Origin of the sequence: Parasphingopyxis marina (assembly GCF_014237875.1) — a bacterium.
Classification (GTDB): domain Bacteria; phylum Pseudomonadota; class Alphaproteobacteria; order Sphingomonadales; family Sphingomonadaceae; genus Parasphingopyxis; species Parasphingopyxis marina.
This window is the reverse complement of sequence record NZ_JACJVJ010000001.1, coordinates 865825-883521: the sequence shown is the minus strand read 5'-3', so window position 1 is coordinate 883521 and position 17697 is coordinate 865825. Positions and strand designations below refer to the sequence as shown.

The window sequence follows — 17697 nt, the reverse complement described above, 5'->3', positions numbered from 1 at the left end:
CGCCTCATGATCTATCCGACCGCCCGGTCCGTGGTGCTTACCGCGCTCGGCGCGCCCGCCGCGCTCGTCATTGGCGTACTCGTCCCGCATTATTGGTATCTCGGCCTTGTCTGGATCGTCGTGATGGCGATGCTGATCCTGCTCGACGCCGTTACCGCGCGTTCAACTAGGGCGCTCGATATCGAGATGGACAAACCGGGCAGCGTCGGCGCGGGCGCACCCTTCACGGTGACGACCCGGCTAAGGTTCCTGCGCGGCGGACAGCCCGACCGTCGCGGCGTGCCCCGCGAGATACAGGTCGCGCTCAGCGTCGACAACCGGCTCGATGCCGGCGGCGCGCGGCGGGCGAATGTCAGGACGATCGACGGCGTCGGCGAACTCGACACCGTCTTCACCGCCAACCGGCGCGGCACGGCGTTGATCGGCCATGTCTGGGCGCGCTGGACCGGGCCGCTCGGGCTAGCCTGGGTGCAGCGGCGGGACTATTTCGGCGCCGAGATCATCGTCACGCCCGATATCGGGCTGATTCACGACAAGGGTATCCAGCTCTATCTGCGCGACGCGGCGATCGGCCTGATCGCGCAACTGGACCGCGGCGATGGCACCGAATTCGATGCGCTGACGGAATTTCAGTCGGGCATGGACCGGCGGACGATCGACTGGAAGCAATCGGCCCGGCACACCGAATTGCTGGCCAAGGAATACCGGACAGAGCGCAACAACCATATCGTCTTCGCGCTCGATAGCGGACGGACGATGTGCGAGCCGATCGACGGCCTGCCGCGCATCGACCGCGCGATATCCGCGGCGCTGCTCACCGCTTATGTCGCGCTGAAGGCCGGCGACCGCACGAGCCTGTTTGGCTTTGCCGGCCGGCCGCATGTCGCCAGCCCGACGGTGACCGGCGCGCGTGCCTTCGCCTCGCTCCAGCGGGTGGCGGCCGGCATCGACTATACCGCCGAGGAATCGAACTATACGCTGGCGCTGACCACGCTCGCCGGCCAGCTTCACCGCCGGTCGCTGGTCATCGTCTTCACCGATTTCGCGGACCCGACCAGCGCCGAACTGATGCTGCGGGCGACCGCGCGGCTGCTCGACCGCCATCTCGTCCTGTTCGTGACGATGCGCGACGCTGAACTGAGCGCGCTCGCGCATGACGAGCCGCAGGAACCGATGGACGTATCGCGCGCGGTGACGGCGCACGCGCTGCTGCGTGAACGTGCGATCGTCATCGCCAAGCTGCAACGCATGGGCGCGCATGTGCTCGAGGCGCCGCACGGCCAGATCGGCACACAGCTCGTTTCCCGCTATGTCGAACTCAAGCGCCGGAGCCTTATCTGATGGAGCGGGTTGCAGATCAGGCCCTCTTTTCAAGCCGCACCTTCCGCGCCGAGCGGGAGAATGACTGGCTGCAGCTCGAGGAGCTGCTCCGCCGGGCCGAGGCCGGTTCGGTCGGCGGTCTTTCCGACGAGGATCTGCTGGAGCTGCCGGTGCTTTACCGCTCCGCGCTGTCGTCGCTGTCGGTGGCGCGCGAAACCTCGCTCGACATGGCGCTGGTCTCCTATCTCGAAGGGCTGTGCACGCGGGCCTATTTCTTCGTCTATGGCGTCCGCACGAGTTTTGGGGAGCGGATGGCGAACTTCTTTGCGCGCGATTGGCCCCGCTCGATCCGGGCGCTGTGGCGCGAAACCTTGATCGCGCTCGCGCTGATAGTCGCGGGCGCGATCGCCGCCTATCTGCTCGTCTCGAACGATCCCAACTGGTATAATGCGATCATCCCGCAAGAATTAGCGGCCGAACGCAACCCGGCGGCGACGACCGAACAGCTGCGACAAACGCTCTATCATGACCAGGGGAGGAGCGGGCTTGGCGTTTTCGCGACCTATCTCTTCACCCATAATGCGCAGGTTTCGATCTTCGCCTTTGCGCTCGGCTTCGCATTCGGCGTGCCGACCGCGCTGCTGATGGTGTATAATGGCGCGATGATCGGAGCGTTCAGCGCCCTTTTCGTGAGCCACGGCCTGGGTTTCGAGCTGGGCGGCTGGCTATTGATCCACGGATCGACCGAACTGTTCGCGATCGGCCTGGCCGGCGCCGCGGGGCTGCATATCGGCACGAAGATCATTTTCCCGGGTATGGAAACGCGCCTCGCGGCCGCGAGGCGCGCCGGGCGGACGGCGGCGACGGCGATGATCGGAGTCGTCCTGATGCTGCTTGTCGCGGGCCTGCTCGAAGGGTTCGGCCGCCAACTGATCGTAGACGATATTACCCGCTATGCGATCGCCGCGATGATGTTCGCCTTCTGGTGCGCCTATTTTTACCTTCCCAGAGCGACCTATGGCGACAGCTAGCCCGTTCGCCGATACGACCCGCTCGCAGCGGACGCTGATCACGCCCGAGGGCGTCGACCTGCGCCTGAAACTGGCGACGGCAGGGCAGCGCGCGGGTGCCTTCCTCGTCGATTTCGTGATCCTTATCGGCTCGCTGATCCTCTTCACCATCATATTGGTCGCTGCCGGCGTTGGCACCTTGGCGGCGAATTCGGGAGAATTCGTGGCCGTCATCTGGCTGCTCGGCTTCTTCCTCGTGCGGAATTTCTACTTCATCGCTTTCGAGATCGGCCGACGATCGGCGACCCCCGGCAAGCGCATCGTCGGCCTTCGGGTGGTGGCCCGCGACGGCGGACGGTTGACCGCCGATGCCGTGATCGCACGCAACATGATGCGTGAGATCGAGGTCTTCCTGCCCCTCTCCTTCCTTTTTTCGGGCGGCGAAGGCGTCGACGGTGCGATTACGCTGATCGGGCTGTTATGGGCGGCGATCTTCCTGTTCTTCCCGCTGCTCAACAAGGATCGCCTGCGCGCGGGGGACATTATCGCCGGGACCTGGGTCGTCTACGCCCCGCGCCGCGCGCTCGAGGCCGATCTCTCCTCGGTCAGCGAAGAACATCGCGCCGCATACGCCTTCACCGACGAGCAGCTCGGGGCCTATGGCGAATATGAATTGCAGACCCTGGAAAGCGTGCTGCGCGCGTCCAATTACGACACCCAGGCGGCCGTCGCCGCAACGATCCGCGGCAAGATCGGCTGGGCATGGAACGAGCATGAAAACGACCATGACTTTCTCAGCGCCTATTATGCGGCGCTCGGGGCCCGGCTTGAACGCGGGATGCTGTTCGGCAAGCGGCGGCGGGACAAGTTCGACAGGGGCGACGAGCCGGATACCGGCAACGACTGGCGCCGCCGTATCGACAGCTAGTTGCCGGGCCAGCTGACCCGGCCGGCGGTGTCGACGCGCGTGCCGGTTTCAGGAAAATCCCGCGCCGTGAGCTCGGCGACGCGCCGCGCGGCGCCGCCGGCGATATCGAGCATAGGCCCGCCCGGCCGTTCCTGCCGCGCGGAGACGATTTCTGCCGCAACCAGTGCGCCCTCGGCATCGACTTCCAGCCGGGCGACCGGCGCGAGCCCGTTATGGCCGCGCACATTGAACCGGCCATAGGTCCAGAAATTGCCGAGGCTGTAGGCGATGAAGCGGCCGCGATAGACTTCCACCGCGCGCGGGATATGCGGCCCGTGGCACAGCACAATATCGGCCCCGGCGTCGACCGCGGTATGGGCAAAACGCCAAGGATTGCCGCGATCCTCCTCGAGGAACATCTCGGTCTCCCGCGTCACCCGGTCATGGCTCGCGCCTTCCGCGCCGATATGACAGGACACCATGACGATATCGGCCTCGGCATCGGCCGCGCGCACGATTTCGGCGACGCGCCCATAATTCTGTACCAGCAGCAGCCCGGGGCTGTGCCCGAACGCGACAAGCGCCACCCGGCGCCCGTCATCGAGCGTCTGGATGCCGATCCGCATGCCATCGACATCGCCTCCAGCGACCGTGATGCCGGACCGGGTTAGCCAGTCATAGGTCGCGCGCCGCCCGGTTTCGCCGAAATCGCGGGCGTGATTGTTGGCGTGGGATATCAGGGTGAACCCGGCCCGGCGAAGATAATCGGCGTGAAAGGGCGGACTGCGGAAGACGTAGCAGAATTCGGGATTGCCGCAGCTCTTCGCGTCCTCGTCGCTGCTGTGGATCGTGCCTTCGTAATTGCCGAATACGACATCGGCACCGGCGAACAGCGCCGAAAGGTCGGCGCCGACGACCCGCGCCGGATCGGCGCCGGGGAAGATACGCGGATCCATGCCCGGCTCGGGCCAGTCGCTGCCCATCATGATGTCGCCGACGCCGACGATGCTGTAGGTGCGCGGCTCGGACACGGCGGGCTCCACCACCGGAACCGCGAGAGCCCCCGCACCGGCGCCCGCGGCAGAGACCGGAGCGACCGGCACGGCTGTTTCCGGAATCCGCGGTTCCGGGGGGATCGTTTCCGGGGGCGCGACGACAGGGGTGGCGGCAGGGGTGGCGGCATTGGGCTCGATAGCGTCCGGCGGCACGGGTGCCGGGGCAACCTCTTGCGCGGGCGCCTGCACGGGTGGGATCGGCATGGGCTGGGTATGCGCTTGCGTACAGGAGCCGAGCCCGGTCCCCGCCGCGAGGGCAATCGTCAGCATATGGGCAAACCGCGATCGGTGCATTTCCAACCCTCTGTCCCCGCCAGAAATCGAATCCAACGGCGCTCAGGCTAGCAGAGCGGTGGGCGGTGCGGCGAGTCGATTCCAACGTAATTCCTCCGCCGGCCCGATTCATCGAAATTTCACCAAGAGGCACTGCACAACAGAAAATCCCGGCTGATTTTTCAATGCTTTATGGCGAAATTAACCAAAAATTTCTTGTAATTTTGTTGCGCGATTCATCGTGTTGGGTCAACGGCTCATCGTAATCCGGTTGTAATGCTGCACTGCACAATAGATATAGCTCGCAACAAAGGCACAGGTGCGTTTGCGGAAGCAGCCACCTCGGCAAGCCGTGAAACTGGAGCGGGTCAGCAAAAAATTTGAAGACGTAAGGCGCGGACCCGCGCCGTTTGGCGCACCTGATGGAGTGTACATGTCCCTGGGACACAAGAATGTGATTTTCGGCCTTTCGGCCGCTGCCGCCGTTACCGTTGCCGCAGTGCCGATGGCCACGGGTTTCGCTTTTGAATCGAACGATGCCATTCAGGACGAAGCTGACACCAGCCTGCTCGCCGAATCCGGTATTGAGCGGAACGCAACCGGCCCCGAGGCCGCAACCACCGAACCGACTATCGCGCTCGACCAAGCGGCCGAATTCCTCGCCATTGAGGATGAGCTGCCTGCCGCCGACGAAACGCCGGCGATGGACGAGACGGTCGACGCCGATCTCATCTGCCTCGTCAAGATCGTGCGCCATGAAGCGGCCAACCAGTCGCAGACCGGCCAGCTCGCTGTCGCGCAGCTCGTGATGAACCGCGTGCGCTCGCCGCGCTTCCCCAATTCGATCTGTTCCGTCGCCCACCAGCGCGGCCAGTTCTTCAACACCAACGCCTACAACCCTTCGCGGAGCGACGCGCTGTGGCAGTCGGCGCTGGAAGTCTCGCTCGACGCCCGCAACCAGATCAGCGATCCGGTGATCGGCGAAGCGGTTTTCTATCACGCCGCCTATGCGCCCTCGCGCTTCCACGCTTCGCGTCCGCGCGTCGCGCAGATCGGCGATCATATTTTTTACCGGTAGACTTTCCCCCCTTTCCTACCGGGTCGCATGGGCCGTCTTTTCCGACATGGAGAAGGCGGCCTTTGCTTTGGGGCCTATTGGACGGTGAAGCCCGGCCGGGGTTCTTCCGCGGCGACGGGTTCGGGCTCGGCGGGCTCGGGTGCCGCTTCGGCATCGCTACCGCGGAATCCGATGGCCTTCATCGCGTCCCACCAGCCGCTCATCGCCGCCACCGGGCGATCCAGATAAAAGCGTTCGGTCACCGCGAACCAGCCTTCCGCATAGCCGACGACGCGTTCGTTAACCGGCCCCGGTTCCCGCTCATAGGCCCAGCTGCGCAGGGCCGAAGCGTTAAACAGCAGGAGGAACGCGGATGCTACCGCGATCGCGGTCGAGGCCCAGAGCAGCGGATGCGCTTCCCCCCCCTCAATCGGCGGCAGATCAACCGGCGATGTCATGTCGGCCCCGGGAAGGGCGGCGGGCTTATCGGTATTGGTCATCGCGGCTCCTCCTTCCTTAGAACTGGTAATAGATGAACGGTTCGACACCGGCCGGGCGCATCGCGTCGATGACGAGAATGAGAATGCCCAAGCCGAGCCCGACCCAGGCGGCATTGATGCGGCGCAGGCGCATCGCGTTCTTCTGGATCGCATCGGGTGGCAGCGCGTGGAGCGCGGTGCCGAGCAGGATCAGGAACAGCCCCATAGGCCGCAATATCGATCCGCTGAAATCCAGCGCGCCGATCCCGGAGAGGAACTGCATCGCGCCCTCGGAGGTCGAGGAACGGAAGAATATCCAGGCCAGGGTCACGATATGGAAGGTGAGGATGATCCCCGCCCATTGCGGTAGCGCCGGCCAGTGCTCGGGCTTGTGCTGCCGCCACAGCCGCTCGGCGACGAGCACGCCGCCATGGATGCCGCCCCAGATCACGAAGTTCCAGCTCGCCCCGTGCCACAGCCCGCCGAGCAACATCGTCGTCATCAACGCGGCGTAGAGCCGAAGCTGCCCGTGCCGCGACCCGCCTAGCGAAATATAGAGATAGTCGCGCAGCCAGCTCGACAGCGAGATATGCCAGCGTCGCCAGAAATCCTGCAGGCTGGCCGCGCGGTAGGGCTGGTTGAAATTGTGCGGGAAACGATAGCCGAGCAGCGCGGCGAGCCCGATCGCCATATCGCTATAGGCAGAAAAATCGCAGTAGATCTGCACCGCATAGCCATAGGCGGCGAGCATGAGGTCGAGGCTCGAATGGGCGGCAGGATCGAAGAAAACCGGATCGACGAATTCGGTCGCAAGATAGGAGGCGATTACTGCCTTTTTGAACAGGCCCCATACGATCAGCAGCAGCCCCATCGCGGCCATGCCCCGATCCATCTTCGGAACGCTCTGGAATTGGGGGATGAGGTGCGAAGCGCGCACGATCGGACCGGCGACAAGGTGCGGGAAAAAGCTCATCAGAAGCACCATGTCGAGCAGGCGCGCCGGCTCGGTCTGCCGCCGGTAGATGTCGATCAGGTAGCTCATCCCCTGGAAGGTGAAGAAGGAAATGCCGATCGGGAGAACGACCTGCATGATATAGAGGTCGCGTTCCCAACCGAGGCCCGAAAGCAGCGCCGCGAACTGCTCCATGAAGAAGCCGTAATATTTGAACCAGCCGAGAATGCAGAGGTTGGCGATGACGCCGAGTATGAGGAACAGCTTACGCCGCTTCCGGTCGTCCTCGAAATATATGATTAGCCGCGCCGCGCCCCAGTTGAGGAAGCCGGAGACAATCAGCAGCGCGACGAAACGCCAGTCCCAGGCCCCGTAGAAGAACCAGCTCGCGACGAGCAGGAAAATCTTGCGCCACTCGTTCGAGCCCTTGAGCCCCCAGGCGATGGCATAGACCGCGAGGAAGAACAGCCCGAAGGTGAGCGTCGGAAAAAGCATCGTCGCCGGCCCCTATCGCGGGGCTCGTTCGCCGGCGGCCCTTTCGAGATCGGCGAATATCATCCGTCCGATCCGTGCGCCCCCCGCTTGGTTGAAATGGACATGGTCGCCGCGCATCAGATCGCGCGTGCGCCAGTCATGCGCCGAACAGCGGCCGCCCATCGCCGCGTTCCAGTCCCAGAAGGCCAGCCCCATCTCGCGCGCCACGCGCCGCTGGAGCGTCCGAAGCTCGGCGAGCAGGGTTGGCGTGTACCAGCCCTCCGCGCAGGCCACCGGCGCGCCGAAATTGTCGGCCAGGCCGCGATTGCGCGTATTGGCATCGGGCGCGCCGATCAGCAGGATCGGCACGTCGCGGCCCATCAACTGGCGAAAACGCGTCACCTGGGCGCGCAGGGTCGCCTCGAAGCTGGCCGGCGTCAGCTGTTGCGAAAAACCTTCATTGGTGCCGAAGGCGAAGACGAGCAGGTCCGGCTGGTAGGTGCGCAGTTCGACCTGCGCCACCGTGTCGGTCGAGCGCGCCTGGTGGACGAGTTGCGATCCCGATACGCCGAGATTGGAGAGCGAGACGCCGCCCTGACGGCGCATCGTCGCGAAGGAAGTGACCGTGACGATCCGGTCGTCCTCGGTCCGGAGCGACGCGCCGAGCTGGGGATAGTCGCTGTCGAGCGTCCGGCATTCGGTGGTGCGTTCGGGTGCATCGAGCGCCCAGCGTTCGGTTTCGAAGCCGAGCCGCAGGGTCACCGTGCCCGCGCCCGGTTCGCGGATCGCGCAAACGATGATGCGATCGAAGGACTGTTCGGGCGCATCGGCGGTGACGCCGAGCGATTCACCGGCGGCCCGCGCGGTCTGGCTGAAGCCCGAAATGCCGATCGGGCGGCCGTAATTGGCATAGCCCCGGCCGAAGATTGAGTTCACTTCCCAGCCCGCCGTCTGCGAGGCGGTGACACCCCAGGTCAGATAGCCGGCATAGGGCCGTCCGGCAGCCAGCACGCCGCGGCCGCCCTGGCCGTATCGTTCGCGCAGCGCCTCGCGCCAGCCATTGGTGATCATGTCACCCGCCGTGTGGCTGTCGCCGATCTGGATGATGCGGACAGGCTCCCCGCCATCGCGGCGGCTCTCGCCAAGACGCGCGAAAAAGGGCGCGAGATTTTGGGCATAGCAGAGCCGTTCGCCACAGCCTTCCCAGGCAGAGCCCGCCTGCTGGCCGGCAGCGGGACCGGCACCGGCAATCGTCGCCAGCGCCAGAAGCGCGAAGGCCGCCCTCATCCTTCGGAGCTCCCCCCGGTTTCGACCGTGCTTGCCGCGCTGCGCCGCTGTTCCTCGCGCACCGCTTCGGCGCGGGCGAGATCGACATAGCCGCGAATACGCTCTTCGAGCCCGCGGGTGAGAAAGCCGTAGCCCATGCCGGTCATGTGAATGCCGTCATTGGCGCGCACGAGCGTGCGGGCGCCGGTTTCGGGATTGGGGAGATAGGCGGCATAATTGCCATCCTCATCGACGCTCAACGAGGCCGTGTCGATAAAGGGAACGCCGAGTTGCCGCATACGTGCGGCGTAAAAGGCGTTCATCTGCTGGATCTGGGCGTCGAATTCGGGCCGGCGCATGCGCGGCAGGCCCACCCAATAGACGATCGCGCCATTGTCCCGCAGCAGCTGGACGACGGCATCGACGCGTGCGCCGACGATTTCCTGCCACTCCTCGCTCATATAGGCGGCGGCCGAATTGCCGGTATAGATCCCCTGGGTGTCGTTGGCGCCGAAGGAAAGGACGGCGATATCGACCGGCTGTTCCTCGAGCCGCGCGGCGATATCTTCCAGCACATTGAGGCTGCGATAACGGGTGAAGCCCGTCGACTGGTGCGCGAACTGGTGGACGACGAAATCGTCCTCGCCGCGAAAACCGCGATAGAGCGCGGCCCAAAGACCGTCGCCGAAACTGTCGCCGAACACGCCGATCTGGACCGGCTCGCCCTCGGCCAGCGCGCGCGTCAGCCCGCGGTCGAACATCGCCGCGCATTCGCTGGGCGCGACATCGCCGGTGGCCGCAGCCTGCTGCACCACGATTTCCGGCGCGGGGGCGCTCGCCGCCCCTTCCCCGCCGCCGAGAAAAGCCAGCCCGATCACCGCGCCGACCGCGATGCCGATGAACAGGACCGCGGTCCGATCGGCCAGGAAGGCCAGTTTCTTCAATTTTTCCATCGCGCTACTCCGTCTTCCAGCGCCAATGACCGGGGTTCATGTCCAATGGCGCGGTGCTTGGCAAGCGCCGCCTTGGGCAGAACACGGAGTAACTTGGCGCGCGCAGGATGAACGGAAGCGATACGGCCTGCCCACGGCTCATTGGCGCGGGGCCTTGCCTCGGCTTTGGCGCCGCGCCTAAGGCACGACCGGGTCGAGGATATCTGGGGGATTAAACATGGCTGACAAACCGAAACCGTCCGGCAAGGAAATTGCTTTCATCGCCATTGGCGCAACCGTTGGTGCCGTCATCGCGCTGACAGTGATCGGCGGCATCGGCGCAATCGGCGGCGGCATTATCGGCCTTGGCGCGGCGCTGGGCGGCATGCCCTATTTCCGCCGGGTGCAGGAATGGCAAAAAAACCAGCAATGAACTTCAGCCCGCGGGCTTGAGCACGCCCTCATAATGGCCCCTTGCCTCTTCATGCTCGGTCCAGAAACCGCGCGGCACCCGGCCTTCGAGGTGGTCGACGAGGATCGCAAGATGGGCGTGCCAGCCACCGGCTGTGCCGGTGAGGTCGCCGAAATCGGCGGGCGGTGCCTGGGTTAGCGTCAGCCTGACCCGTTCCCCCAGCGGTTCCAGCTCGATGCGCGTTTCGGCATCTTCGCTTACGCCGCAAAACACGATCAGTCGCGGCGGATCAATGGCGAGGATCTCGGCTTTCATCTCGATGCCGCCCTGCATCCCGGCATAGCGTTCGGGCAGGGGCTCATGCGAGAGCCGGTCATGATCGAAGGCCATGGTATAGCTGTCGCCGACCTGGCCTCCCATCGTCCCGTCGCAGAACCAAAGCGCGCGCTTTTCCGGATCGACGAGATAGGCCCAGACCCGTTCGATCGGCCCGGGAAGATCGCGAACGAAACGCAGCGATCCGTCTTCCAGCTGGGTACCAAAATCCTCGCGCATCATTCGTCTCCCTCAAGCAGCCGGGACAGCCGGTCGAGCCGGCCGTTCCAGAGTGTCCGTGTTTCCGAGACCCAACGCTCCATCGCGGCCAGGCCCTCGGGATCGAGGCTGTAAATCCGTTCGCGCCCGCGTTTTTCAACGCGCACCAGCCCGGCTTGGCGCAGCGTTTTCAGATGCTGCGAGATCGCCGGCGCGCTGATCGCGAAACCCGCGGCGATATCGCCGGCCCGGCTGTCAGCCGCGGCAAGGCGGGCGACAATGGCGCGGCGTGTCGGGTCTCCAAGGGCGGCGAATCGGTCCATACGCCAATGTTTAAGCCTTCACTTAATTAAGTCAATGCTTAAATGTATAAGCGGCTGGCATCGCCTCAAACCCCATGGCATGACCCCGCCATGACCGGTCTTTGGGACAAATATGTCGTGCCGCGGATGATCGGCTTTTGCTGCAGCCAGCCGCCCGTCATGGAACGCCGCGCCCTTGTCGTGCCGCGCGCCAGCGGCCGCGTGCTTGAACTGGGCGCGGGCGGCGGCGCCAATTTCGCGCTTTACGATCCGGCAAAGGTAACAAGCGTGGAAGGCGTCGATCCTTCGCCCGAACTGCTCGACCGGGCCCGGGCGGCGGCCAAGGCCGAAGGCATCGTTTTCGATATCAAGGGCGGCATCGCCGAAGACCTGCCATTTGCCGATGACAGCTTCGACACCGTACTCGCCACCTTCACCCTGTGTTCGGTGCAGGACCAGGCCCGTTCGCTGGCGGAAGCCCGCCGCGTATTGAAACCGGGCGGACAATTCCTGTTCTGCGAACATGGCGCTGCCCCCGATCCCAAAGCCGCCAAATGGCAGCGGCGTATCGAACCGCTATGGAAACGCATCGCCGGCGGCTGCCACCTGACCCGCCCCGTCACCTCGGCGATCGAAGCCGCGGGTTTCACCGTCGCCGACAAGGGCGAAGGCTATATGGAAAAATCGCCCCGCTGGGCCGGCTGGGTCGAATGGGGAGAAGCCCGGATATGATCGCCCGTCTTGCTTTCGCCGCCGCTCTGATCGCGCTCGCCTTTCCGGCCCAGGCCGAACGGCGCGGCTATTCGGTGACCAATTTCGATCGCCTGCAGGTCAACGGGCCTTTCGTGGTCCGGCTGACCACGGGCGGCGGCGCTTCGGCCTATGTCGAGGGCGACAACCGCGCGATCAACGAAATCGCGCTCGACGTTACCGGTCGGACCTTGCGCATCCGCCGTAACATCTCGTCGAACTGGGGCGGATATCCGGGCGAACGCAACGACGCCGCGGCGATCATCTATCTCTCCACCCCCCGGCTGGAGCAGGCTACCGTGGTCGGCGCAGGCGATCTCGAGATCGACCGGATGCAGGGCCAGCGGCTGCTCGTCAGCCTGGGCGGCAACGGCCGGATCGCGGTCGGTGTAATCACCGCCGAGGATCTCGGCCTCGCACTGACCGGCGCCGGCATCATGGAAGTGGGCGGCGAGGCCGGAAACGGCACCGTCAACATCCAGGGACCGGGCACGCTCGTCGCGCCGGGCCTGTCGGTCGGCGATCTCACCGTAACGCTGAACGGCCCGGGCTCGGTCGAAATCGCGGCCGAGCGCGAGGCCGATATTACCTCCATCGGCAACGGCACGGTGACGGTACACGGCGATGCATCCTGCATCGACCGCAGCGTCGGTTCCGGCAATGTCAGCTGCGCCGGCTTCCTCAACCGGCGCTAGATCAGCGCGAGCTTTGCAAGCTCGTTCAGCATTTTCGGCGGCATCGCGGTCAGCGCCTCATCGCCACCTTCGAAATCGACCGGCGCATCCGAACCCTTCAGATAACGCCAGCCCTGATGCGCGCGTTTCGGCCGGGTGCGGACCGGGACGATCCGGGCATCGAGCCGGATCACGCAATGGCCCTCCGCATTTTCGGCAAAGCCGAGGATCGTCTGCCGCGCGACCAGCCGGTGCTTGATGATCCAGTAGAGCGATCCGCCGATCAGCTCCTCGAACCGCTTGGGCCGATACCGCGTCGTGATCGTCACTTCGCCGCCTTTGGCGCGGGCTGCATGGCGTTCCCTAAGCACCGTCAGCGAATCGCAGCCAACGGCGGGACGGGTGAGGTGAAGGCTGGCCATGGGTTCAATCTGGGCGGCGAGCCGCGCGCAATCAACCGCGCCGGGCCCGACTAACCCACAAGGCCCGAGGCGACCGCAAGGCCGAGAAAGGCGAGAAAGCCGATCGAATCGGTGATCATCGTCACGAACACCGAGGAGGCGACGGCCGGATCCTGGCCCATCCGTTCCAGGGTGACCGGCACGAAAACCCCGGCCAGCCCGGCGATCACGATGTTGATCAGCATCGCCGCCGCGATCACCCCGCCCAGCATCGGATTGCCGAACACCAAAGCCGCGCCGATCCCGATCAGCACGGCAATCGTCGCACCGTTGAAGATCGCCACGGCGAGCTCGTGCCGGATGGTTCGCCAGGTGTTGGAACGCGTCAGTTCGTTGATCGCGAGCGCCCGCACGGCGACTGCCATAGTCTGGGTTCCCGCATTGCCGCCGATCGAGGCGACGATCGGCATCAGCACCGCCAGCGCGACCATCTCCTCGATCGCCGCGCCGAACAGCGAGATGATGAAGCTGGCGACCAGCGCGGTACCGAGATTGGCGACGAGCCACCGTACACGGCTGCGATAGGCGTCCTTCACCGGCTCGTTGATGTCGCCCTCGCCGGCGCCCGACAGGCGCAGGATGTCTTCGCCGGCCTCTTCGGCGATGATGTCGACGATATCGTCGACCGTGATCATGCCGACCAGCCGGCCGTCGCTATCGACCACCGCCGCCGATATTAGCCCGTATTTCTGGAAGCGCAGCGCGACTTCCTCCTGATCCATATCGACCGGGATCAGCATCTGCTCGCGCTTCATGACATCGGCGATGGCGAAATTGCGCGGCGTTCGCAGGATCCAGCTGAGCGCGCAGGTGCCAACCGGGTGATGGCGCGCATCGACGACGAAGATTTCCCAGAACTCCATCGTCATGTCCTGGCTGTCGCGCAGGAAATCGATGACGTCGCCGACCATCATATTCTCGTAGACCGAGACCAGCTCGCGCTGCATGACGCGGCCGGCGGTCTCTTCGGGATAGGCGAGCGCTTCCTCGATCGCCGCCCGGTCGTCGGGGTCCAGCGCGCGCAGCACCTCGCGCTGGTCCTCGGCCTCCATATCCTCGATGATGGCGACGGCATCGTCGGTATCGAGATTGGAGGCGAGATCGGCGACCTGGACATTGTCGAGTTCGTCAACCAGCCCTTCGCGGACGAAGTCGTTCATCTCCGACAGGACCTCGCCGTCGAGAAGGTCCCTTACCGCGGCGGCAAGCGGCCCGCGCCGTTCGCGATCGACCTGTTCGAACAGATCCGCGATGTCGGCCGGGTGAAGCTGCTCCACCAGTTCCCGCACGCCCTCATCGTCGGCGGCATCCAGCCGTTCGAGCACCGATTCCACGAATTCGTGGCGGAGCCGATGGGCTTCGTCGAGGTTGGATTCTTCGAGCTCGGGCGCTTCGGCCGGGGAGGTATCGGCATCTTGGCTCATGCGGCTCCTCCCTTCGCTGCAAAATGGGCCCGGCTGCGCCTTAAACCGATGCTACGGGCTTGTCAGCCTTTCTTAGCGCCGTGGAATCACTAGATTGCAGGCCATGGCCCGATACACCCTTTCCGTTCTCGACCAGTCGCCGATCGCCGAAGGGCGCAGCGCGGCGGATGCGCTCGCCGACACGCTGGACCTTGCCCGGCATTGCGATGCGCTCGGCTATCGTCGCTATTGGGTAGCCGAACATCATGCGAGCCCCGCGCTCGGCGGGGCGGCGCCCGAGGCGCTGATCGGACCGATCGCGCTCGCGACGCAGCAGATTCGCGTCGGTTCCGGCGGCATCATGCTGCCGCATTATTCGCCCTTCAAGGTCGCCGAAACCTTCGCGCTGCTTTCCGCGCTCGCGCCGAACCGGATCGACCTCGGCCTGGGCCGCGCGCCGGGCGGCGACATGCGGACGATGCTGGCGCTCCAGCGCGACCGCAGCCGGCGCATGCCGCTCGACGATTTTCCGAGCAACCTTGCCGAGCTCCTCGCCTATTTCGGCGAAGGACTGCCCGAGGATCACCCCTTCGCCTCGCTCGAGGACACGCTGCCTTCGGGGGGCGGCATGCCTGCGCCCTGGCTTCTGGGATCGTCGATGGACAGCGCGTTATGGGCTGCGGAAGCGGGCCTTCCTTATTGTTTCGCCGATTTCATCAACCGCGACGGCGCCCCCATCGCCGCCGAATATCGCAAACGTTTCACGCCGTCGGTGCATGGCGAGGCACCGCATGTGATGGTCGCAAGCTGGACGATTGCGGCCGACGACAGCGAAACCGCGATCCGGCTCGGCAAGCCCGCCGCGATGCTCGGCGCGCTGCTCCATCGCAACGTGCTGATCCCCGTGCCCACCCTCGAAACCGCGGAAAGCTGGATCGCGGACAATCCGGGCGCGCTCGATGCGCGGCGGCGACGCGCCATTCTCGGCACGCCCGCGGAAGTCCATGCCGAGCTCGATGCCGTGGCCGCGGAATATGAGGCCGACGAGATGATGCTCGTCAACATCATGGCCGATCATGACGCGCGCAAGCACAGCTACAGCCTCGTCGCCGGGGAATATGGGCTGGCGAAGCACGGCGAGGCTGCCTAGAAGGCCGCCCGAACCAAAGGAGATTCCCATGGCCGATACCCTCACCATGACGCTGGACAGCGGCGACGTCGTCATCAAGCTGCGCCCCGACCTGGCACCCAACCATGTCGCGCAGATCACCGCCCTCGCCGAAGACGGCTTTTACGACGGCGTCGTCTTCCACCGCGTGATTCCGGGCTTTATGGCCCAGGGCGGCGATCCCACCGGCACCGGCATGCACGGTTCGGACAAGCCGAACCTCGCCCAGGAATTTTCGGACGAACCGCATGTCCGCGGCGTCTGTTCGATGGCGCGCTCCCAGGATCCCAACAGTGCCAATAGCCAGTTCTTCATCTGCTTCGACGATGCCGGCTTTCTCGACCGGCAATATACCGTCTGGGGCGAAGTCACATCGGGCATGGAACATGTCGACGCGCTGCCCAAGGGCGAACCTCCGGCCGAGCCCGGCAAGATCGTGGCGATGAAGGTCAGCTAGAAACCGGCAATCCGATGAGCGATCCCGTCACCCTCGTCACCGGCGCGTCGAGCGGCCTTGGCGAACTGTTCGCGCGGTCTTGCGCAGCGCGCGGGAAGAGGGTGGCGCTGGTCGCGCGGCGCAAGAACCATCTCGACCAGCTTGCCAGGAAGATCGGCAAGGGCACGCTCGTCATCTCGGAAGACCTGACCGACCCCGATGCCGCCGATGCGATCCTGGAGGCGGTCGATAAGGCCGGATGCCATATCTACTGCCTGATCAACAATGCCGGCTTCGGCGCGCGCGGCCAGTTTCATGACCTCGCACTGGGCGATCAGCTGGACATGATGCAGGTCAACATGATCGCGGTCACCCAGCTCTGCCATGCGGCGATCCCCGGCATGATCGCACGGCAGGGCGGCGGCATCCTCAACGTCGCCTCGACCGCCGCGTTCCAGGCCGGGCCGAACATGGCCGTTTATTATGCGACCAAGGCCTATATCCTGAGCTTCACCGAAGCGCTCCACGAGGAACTCGCGCCGTACCATATTCATGTGACGGCCTTGTGCCCCGGCGCGACCAAAACCGAATTCGCCGATCAGGCCGATATGGCGGACACCCAACTTTTCAAGAAGTTCGCCGGCGATCCCGCCGCCGTCGTCGAAGCGGGGCTAAAAGGGCTCGACAAGAACAAGGCGGTCGTCGTGCCGGGCCTCATCAACAAGGTGATGGTCCAGTCCAACCGCATCACGCCGCGCAGCGTGACGCGAGAGATCGTCAAGCAGCTGCAGGGCTAGCTCAGGCCGCCGCGGCCCGGCCGCTCGCCTGCCGGCAGACCCGGCTGAACAGCCAATCGTGGAACAGCTTCACCGGCCTGCGCCTGAGCGCCGAGCGCCGGCAGGAGAACCAGTAGCTATAGGGACTTTCCACCGCGGTATCGAACAGTCGGATCAACCGGCTGTCGCTCGCATCCTCGAGATGGGAATCGAGCATGAAGGCGATGCCGAGCCCCTGCGCCGCCGCGTCGAGCATGAGCTGGCCCGAATCGAAATGATCCTCTGCCGCCGGTTCGAGATTGGGAAAGCCGATCGCCTCACGCCAGAAATTGAAGGATTCGGGCATGTCGCGGTGAAGCAGCACCGTCAGCCCGGCAATCTGTTCGGGATGGGTGATCGGCTGGTTGCGGACCGTGAGCCCGGGAGTACCGATCGGCGTGATGACATTGTGATCGATCTTGCGAGAATAAAGGCTCGGATCGATCGACTGGGCAAGGGTGATCGCCGCGTCCAGCCCGTCGCCGAGCCGCGCCGTGCCATGCGCCGCCGTGTCGATATCGATGTGCAGTTCGGGATGCAGCGTGCGCAATTCGGGCAATTTGCCGATCAGCCGCTGCGACGCGAAGAGCGGCAGCACGCCAAGCCGCAGCCGCAGCAGGTCCGACTGCCCGGTGGACAGCTCTATCGCCTGGGCAAGCTCGTCCAGCGGGCCGGACACGCGGGCCAGCAGCGCCTCCCCGTCATCGGAGAGAACCATCGCATGATGGCGCCGCTCGAATAGCGTACGCCCCAGAAAATGTTCAAGATTCTGGACCCGGCGGCTCAGCGCCGGAGAGGATAGGGACAGCTCTTCGGCTGCCGCTTTCACCGATCCCAGCCGGGCGACCTGCACAAATGCTTCGATGGCTGTCAAAGGCGGCAGTCTGCGTATCTCTTCAGTCCCCCTGCACCCTTGCTATAAATGGCGCGATCCGAATCTGCGTTGCATAATTTGCAATCTATAGCATGTTTTTCGCACTTGCACAATTGCAGATTGAAACCCAAATACAGGAGGCC

Annotated in this window: 20 protein-coding genes; 10 read left to right on the top strand and 10 right to left on the bottom strand. The window is 64.8% G+C overall.

Going from position 1 to position 17697, the window contains the following annotated elements; all coding sequences use genetic code 11:
- Nucleotides 1-6: 6 nt before the first annotated feature.
- From H6P80_RS04315 to H6P80_RS04305, 3 genes are read left to right on the top strand one after another with little or no spacing between them, the layout of a single operon-like run.
- Nucleotides 7-1341 carry a DUF58 domain-containing protein gene (locus tag H6P80_RS04315; RefSeq protein WP_185800088.1) on the top strand — a complete coding sequence of 445 codons (1335 nt, stop codon included), beginning with the start codon at nt 7-9 and terminating at the stop codon, nt 1339-1341.
- A complete protein-coding gene (locus H6P80_RS04310) occupies nt 1341-2351 on the top strand; it encodes a stage II sporulation protein M (RefSeq protein WP_185800087.1) in 1011 nt (336 codons plus the stop codon). The genes H6P80_RS04315 and H6P80_RS04310 overlap by 1 nt, the downstream gene beginning before the upstream one ends.
- Complete coding sequence (locus H6P80_RS04305) at nt 2338-3258, top strand: RDD family protein (RefSeq protein ID WP_185800086.1); 921 nt, start codon at nt 2338-2340, stop codon at nt 3256-3258. The genes H6P80_RS04310 and H6P80_RS04305 overlap by 14 nt, the downstream gene beginning before the upstream one ends.
- Here H6P80_RS04305 and H6P80_RS04300 read toward each other — a convergent pair.
- Nucleotides 3255-4586 (bottom strand): CapA family protein, encoded by a 1332-nt coding sequence (locus H6P80_RS04300; RefSeq protein ID WP_185800085.1) that lies wholly within the window; start codon nt 4584-4586, stop codon nt 3255-3257. The genes H6P80_RS04305 and H6P80_RS04300 overlap by 4 nt on opposite strands.
- Before the next feature lie 412 nt (nt 4587-4998).
- Here H6P80_RS04300 and H6P80_RS04295 point away from each other — a divergent pair, with 412 nt between their 5' ends.
- Nucleotides 4999-5643 (top strand): cell wall hydrolase, encoded by a 645-nt coding sequence (locus H6P80_RS04295; RefSeq protein WP_185800084.1) that lies wholly within the window; start codon nt 4999-5001, stop codon nt 5641-5643.
- Between the two features lie 74 nt (nt 5644-5717).
- On the opposite strand, the gene H6P80_RS04290 is transcribed toward H6P80_RS04295, so the two are convergent.
- The 4 genes from H6P80_RS04290 to H6P80_RS04275 are packed head-to-tail and all read right to left on the bottom strand — an operon-like array spanning nt 5718 to nt 9746.
- Nucleotides 5718-6122 carry a hypothetical protein gene (locus tag H6P80_RS04290; RefSeq protein ID WP_185800083.1) on the bottom strand — a complete coding sequence of 135 codons (405 nt, stop codon included), beginning with the start codon at nt 6120-6122 and terminating at the stop codon, nt 5718-5720.
- A gap of 16 nt (nt 6123-6138) precedes the next feature.
- Nucleotides 6139-7548 carry an MBOAT family O-acyltransferase gene (locus H6P80_RS04285; RefSeq protein ID WP_185800082.1) on the bottom strand — a complete coding sequence of 470 codons (1410 nt, stop codon included), beginning with the start codon at nt 7546-7548 and terminating at the stop codon, nt 6139-6141.
- A 12-nt stretch (nt 7549-7560) separates the two neighbouring features.
- Nucleotides 7561-8814, bottom strand: coding sequence for a GDSL-type esterase/lipase family protein (locus H6P80_RS04280; RefSeq protein WP_185800081.1), 1254 nt, complete (start codon nt 8812-8814; stop codon nt 7561-7563).
- On the bottom strand, nt 8811-9746 hold the full coding sequence (locus H6P80_RS04275) for an SGNH/GDSL hydrolase family protein (RefSeq protein WP_185800080.1): 936 nt from the start codon (nt 9744-9746) through the stop codon (nt 8811-8813). Before H6P80_RS04275 ends, H6P80_RS04280 begins: the two co-directional genes overlap by 4 nt.
- A gap of 217 nt (nt 9747-9963) precedes the next feature.
- Between H6P80_RS04275 and H6P80_RS04270 the strand changes: the two genes are divergently transcribed.
- Nucleotides 9964-10158 (top strand): hypothetical protein, encoded by a 195-nt coding sequence (locus H6P80_RS04270; protein WP_185800079.1) that lies wholly within the window; start codon nt 9964-9966, stop codon nt 10156-10158.
- A gap of 3 nt (nt 10159-10161) precedes the next feature.
- On the opposite strand, the gene H6P80_RS04265 is transcribed toward H6P80_RS04270, so the two are convergent.
- Together H6P80_RS04265 and H6P80_RS04260 are read right to left on the bottom strand one after the other, a co-directional pair.
- Entirely contained in the window at nt 10162-10692 is a 531-nt protein-coding gene (locus H6P80_RS04265; protein ID WP_185800078.1) for an SRPBCC family protein, read from the bottom strand.
- Nucleotides 10692-10994, bottom strand: coding sequence for an ArsR/SmtB family transcription factor (locus H6P80_RS04260; RefSeq protein WP_185800077.1), 303 nt, complete (start codon nt 10992-10994; stop codon nt 10692-10694). The genes H6P80_RS04265 and H6P80_RS04260 overlap by 1 nt, the downstream gene beginning before the upstream one ends.
- Before the next feature lie 90 nt (nt 10995-11084).
- Here H6P80_RS04260 and H6P80_RS04255 point away from each other — a divergent pair, with 90 nt between their 5' ends.
- Together H6P80_RS04255 and H6P80_RS04250 are read left to right on the top strand one after the other, a co-directional pair.
- Nucleotides 11085-11705 carry a class I SAM-dependent methyltransferase gene (locus H6P80_RS04255; RefSeq protein WP_185800076.1) on the top strand — a complete coding sequence of 207 codons (621 nt, stop codon included), beginning with the start codon at nt 11085-11087 and terminating at the stop codon, nt 11703-11705.
- The gene (locus H6P80_RS04250) at nt 11702-12418 is read left to right on the top strand and encodes a GIN domain-containing protein (protein ID WP_185800075.1); all 717 of its coding nucleotides are present in this window, start codon (nt 11702-11704) and stop codon (nt 12416-12418) included. Before H6P80_RS04255 ends, H6P80_RS04250 begins: the two co-directional genes overlap by 4 nt.
- Here H6P80_RS04250 and H6P80_RS04245 read toward each other — a convergent pair.
- Nucleotides 12415-12819, bottom strand: a complete 405-nt coding sequence (locus H6P80_RS04245) for a DUF1489 family protein (protein WP_185800074.1) — start codon at nt 12817-12819, stop codon at nt 12415-12417. The genes H6P80_RS04250 and H6P80_RS04245 overlap by 4 nt on opposite strands.
- Nucleotides 12820-12869: 50 nt before the next feature.
- Entirely contained in the window at nt 12870-14282 is a 1413-nt protein-coding gene (gene mgtE / locus H6P80_RS04240; protein ID WP_185800073.1) for a magnesium transporter, read from the bottom strand.
- A gap of 103 nt (nt 14283-14385) precedes the next feature.
- Here mgtE and H6P80_RS04235 point away from each other — a divergent pair, with 103 nt between their 5' ends.
- From H6P80_RS04235 to H6P80_RS04225, 3 genes are read left to right on the top strand one after another with little or no spacing between them, the layout of a single operon-like run.
- On the top strand, nt 14386-15411 hold the full coding sequence (locus tag H6P80_RS04235) for an LLM class flavin-dependent oxidoreductase (protein ID WP_185800072.1): 1026 nt from the start codon (nt 14386-14388) through the stop codon (nt 15409-15411).
- 28 nt (nt 15412-15439) lie between these two features.
- Complete coding sequence (locus H6P80_RS04230; protein ID WP_185800071.1) at nt 15440-15886, top strand: peptidylprolyl isomerase; 447 nt, start codon at nt 15440-15442, stop codon at nt 15884-15886.
- Between the two features lie 14 nt (nt 15887-15900).
- Entirely contained in the window at nt 15901-16662 is a 762-nt protein-coding gene (locus H6P80_RS04225) for an SDR family NAD(P)-dependent oxidoreductase (RefSeq protein WP_185800070.1), read from the top strand.
- A 1-nt stretch (nt 16663) separates the two neighbouring features.
- Here H6P80_RS04225 and H6P80_RS04220 read toward each other — a convergent pair whose 3' ends face one another.
- Nucleotides 16664-17572 (bottom strand): LysR substrate-binding domain-containing protein, encoded by a 909-nt coding sequence (locus H6P80_RS04220; RefSeq protein ID WP_185800974.1) that lies wholly within the window; start codon nt 17570-17572, stop codon nt 16664-16666.
- Nucleotides 17573-17697 lie beyond the last annotated feature (125 nt).

What these genes read in the sequence shown, in the direction of transcription:
- H6P80_RS04255 (WP_185800076.1), top strand. Translation starts at nt 11,085, where the DNA reads ATGACCGGTCTTTGGGACAAATATGTCGTGCCGCGGATGATCGGCTTT.
- H6P80_RS04250 (WP_185800075.1), top strand. Translation starts at nt 11,702, where the DNA reads ATGATCGCCCGTCTTGCTTTCGCCGCCGCTCTGATCGCGCTCGCCTTT.
- H6P80_RS04315 (WP_185800088.1), top strand. Translation starts at nt 7, where the DNA reads ATGATCTATCCGACCGCCCGGTCCGTGGTGCTTACCGCGCTCGGCGCG.
- H6P80_RS04235 (WP_185800072.1), top strand. Translation starts at nt 14,386, where the DNA reads ATGGCCCGATACACCCTTTCCGTTCTCGACCAGTCGCCGATCGCCGAA.
- H6P80_RS04280 (WP_185800081.1), bottom strand. Translation starts at nt 8,814, where the DNA reads ATGAGGGCGGCCTTCGCGCTTCTGGCGCTGGCGACGATTGCCGGTGCC.
- H6P80_RS04230 (WP_185800071.1), top strand. Translation starts at nt 15,440, where the DNA reads ATGGCCGATACCCTCACCATGACGCTGGACAGCGGCGACGTCGTCATC.
- H6P80_RS04310 (WP_185800087.1), top strand. Translation starts at nt 1,341, where the DNA reads ATGGAGCGGGTTGCAGATCAGGCCCTCTTTTCAAGCCGCACCTTCCGC.
- H6P80_RS04300 (WP_185800085.1), bottom strand. Translation starts at nt 4,586, where the DNA reads ATGCACCGATCGCGGTTTGCCCATATGCTGACGATTGCCCTCGCGGCG.
- H6P80_RS04245 (WP_185800074.1), bottom strand. Translation starts at nt 12,819, where the DNA reads ATGGCCAGCCTTCACCTCACCCGTCCCGCCGTTGGCTGCGATTCGCTG.
- H6P80_RS04285 (WP_185800082.1), bottom strand. Translation starts at nt 7,548, where the DNA reads ATGCTTTTTCCGACGCTCACCTTCGGGCTGTTCTTCCTCGCGGTCTAT.
- H6P80_RS04290 (WP_185800083.1), bottom strand. Translation starts at nt 6,122, where the DNA reads ATGACCAATACCGATAAGCCCGCCGCCCTTCCCGGGGCCGACATGACA.
- H6P80_RS04260 (WP_185800077.1), bottom strand. Translation starts at nt 10,994, where the DNA reads ATGGACCGATTCGCCGCCCTTGGAGACCCGACACGCCGCGCCATTGTC.
- H6P80_RS04225 (WP_185800070.1), top strand. Translation starts at nt 15,901, where the DNA reads ATGAGCGATCCCGTCACCCTCGTCACCGGCGCGTCGAGCGGCCTTGGC.
- H6P80_RS04265 (WP_185800078.1), bottom strand. Translation starts at nt 10,692, where the DNA reads ATGCGCGAGGATTTTGGTACCCAGCTGGAAGACGGATCGCTGCGTTTC.
- H6P80_RS04305 (WP_185800086.1), top strand. Translation starts at nt 2,338, where the DNA reads ATGGCGACAGCTAGCCCGTTCGCCGATACGACCCGCTCGCAGCGGACG.
- H6P80_RS04270 (WP_185800079.1), top strand. Translation starts at nt 9,964, where the DNA reads ATGGCTGACAAACCGAAACCGTCCGGCAAGGAAATTGCTTTCATCGCC.
- H6P80_RS04295 (WP_185800084.1), top strand. Translation starts at nt 4,999, where the DNA reads ATGTCCCTGGGACACAAGAATGTGATTTTCGGCCTTTCGGCCGCTGCC.
- mgtE (WP_185800073.1), bottom strand. Translation starts at nt 14,282, where the DNA reads ATGAGCCAAGATGCCGATACCTCCCCGGCCGAAGCGCCCGAGCTCGAA.
- H6P80_RS04275 (WP_185800080.1), bottom strand. Translation starts at nt 9,746, where the DNA reads ATGGAAAAATTGAAGAAACTGGCCTTCCTGGCCGATCGGACCGCGGTC.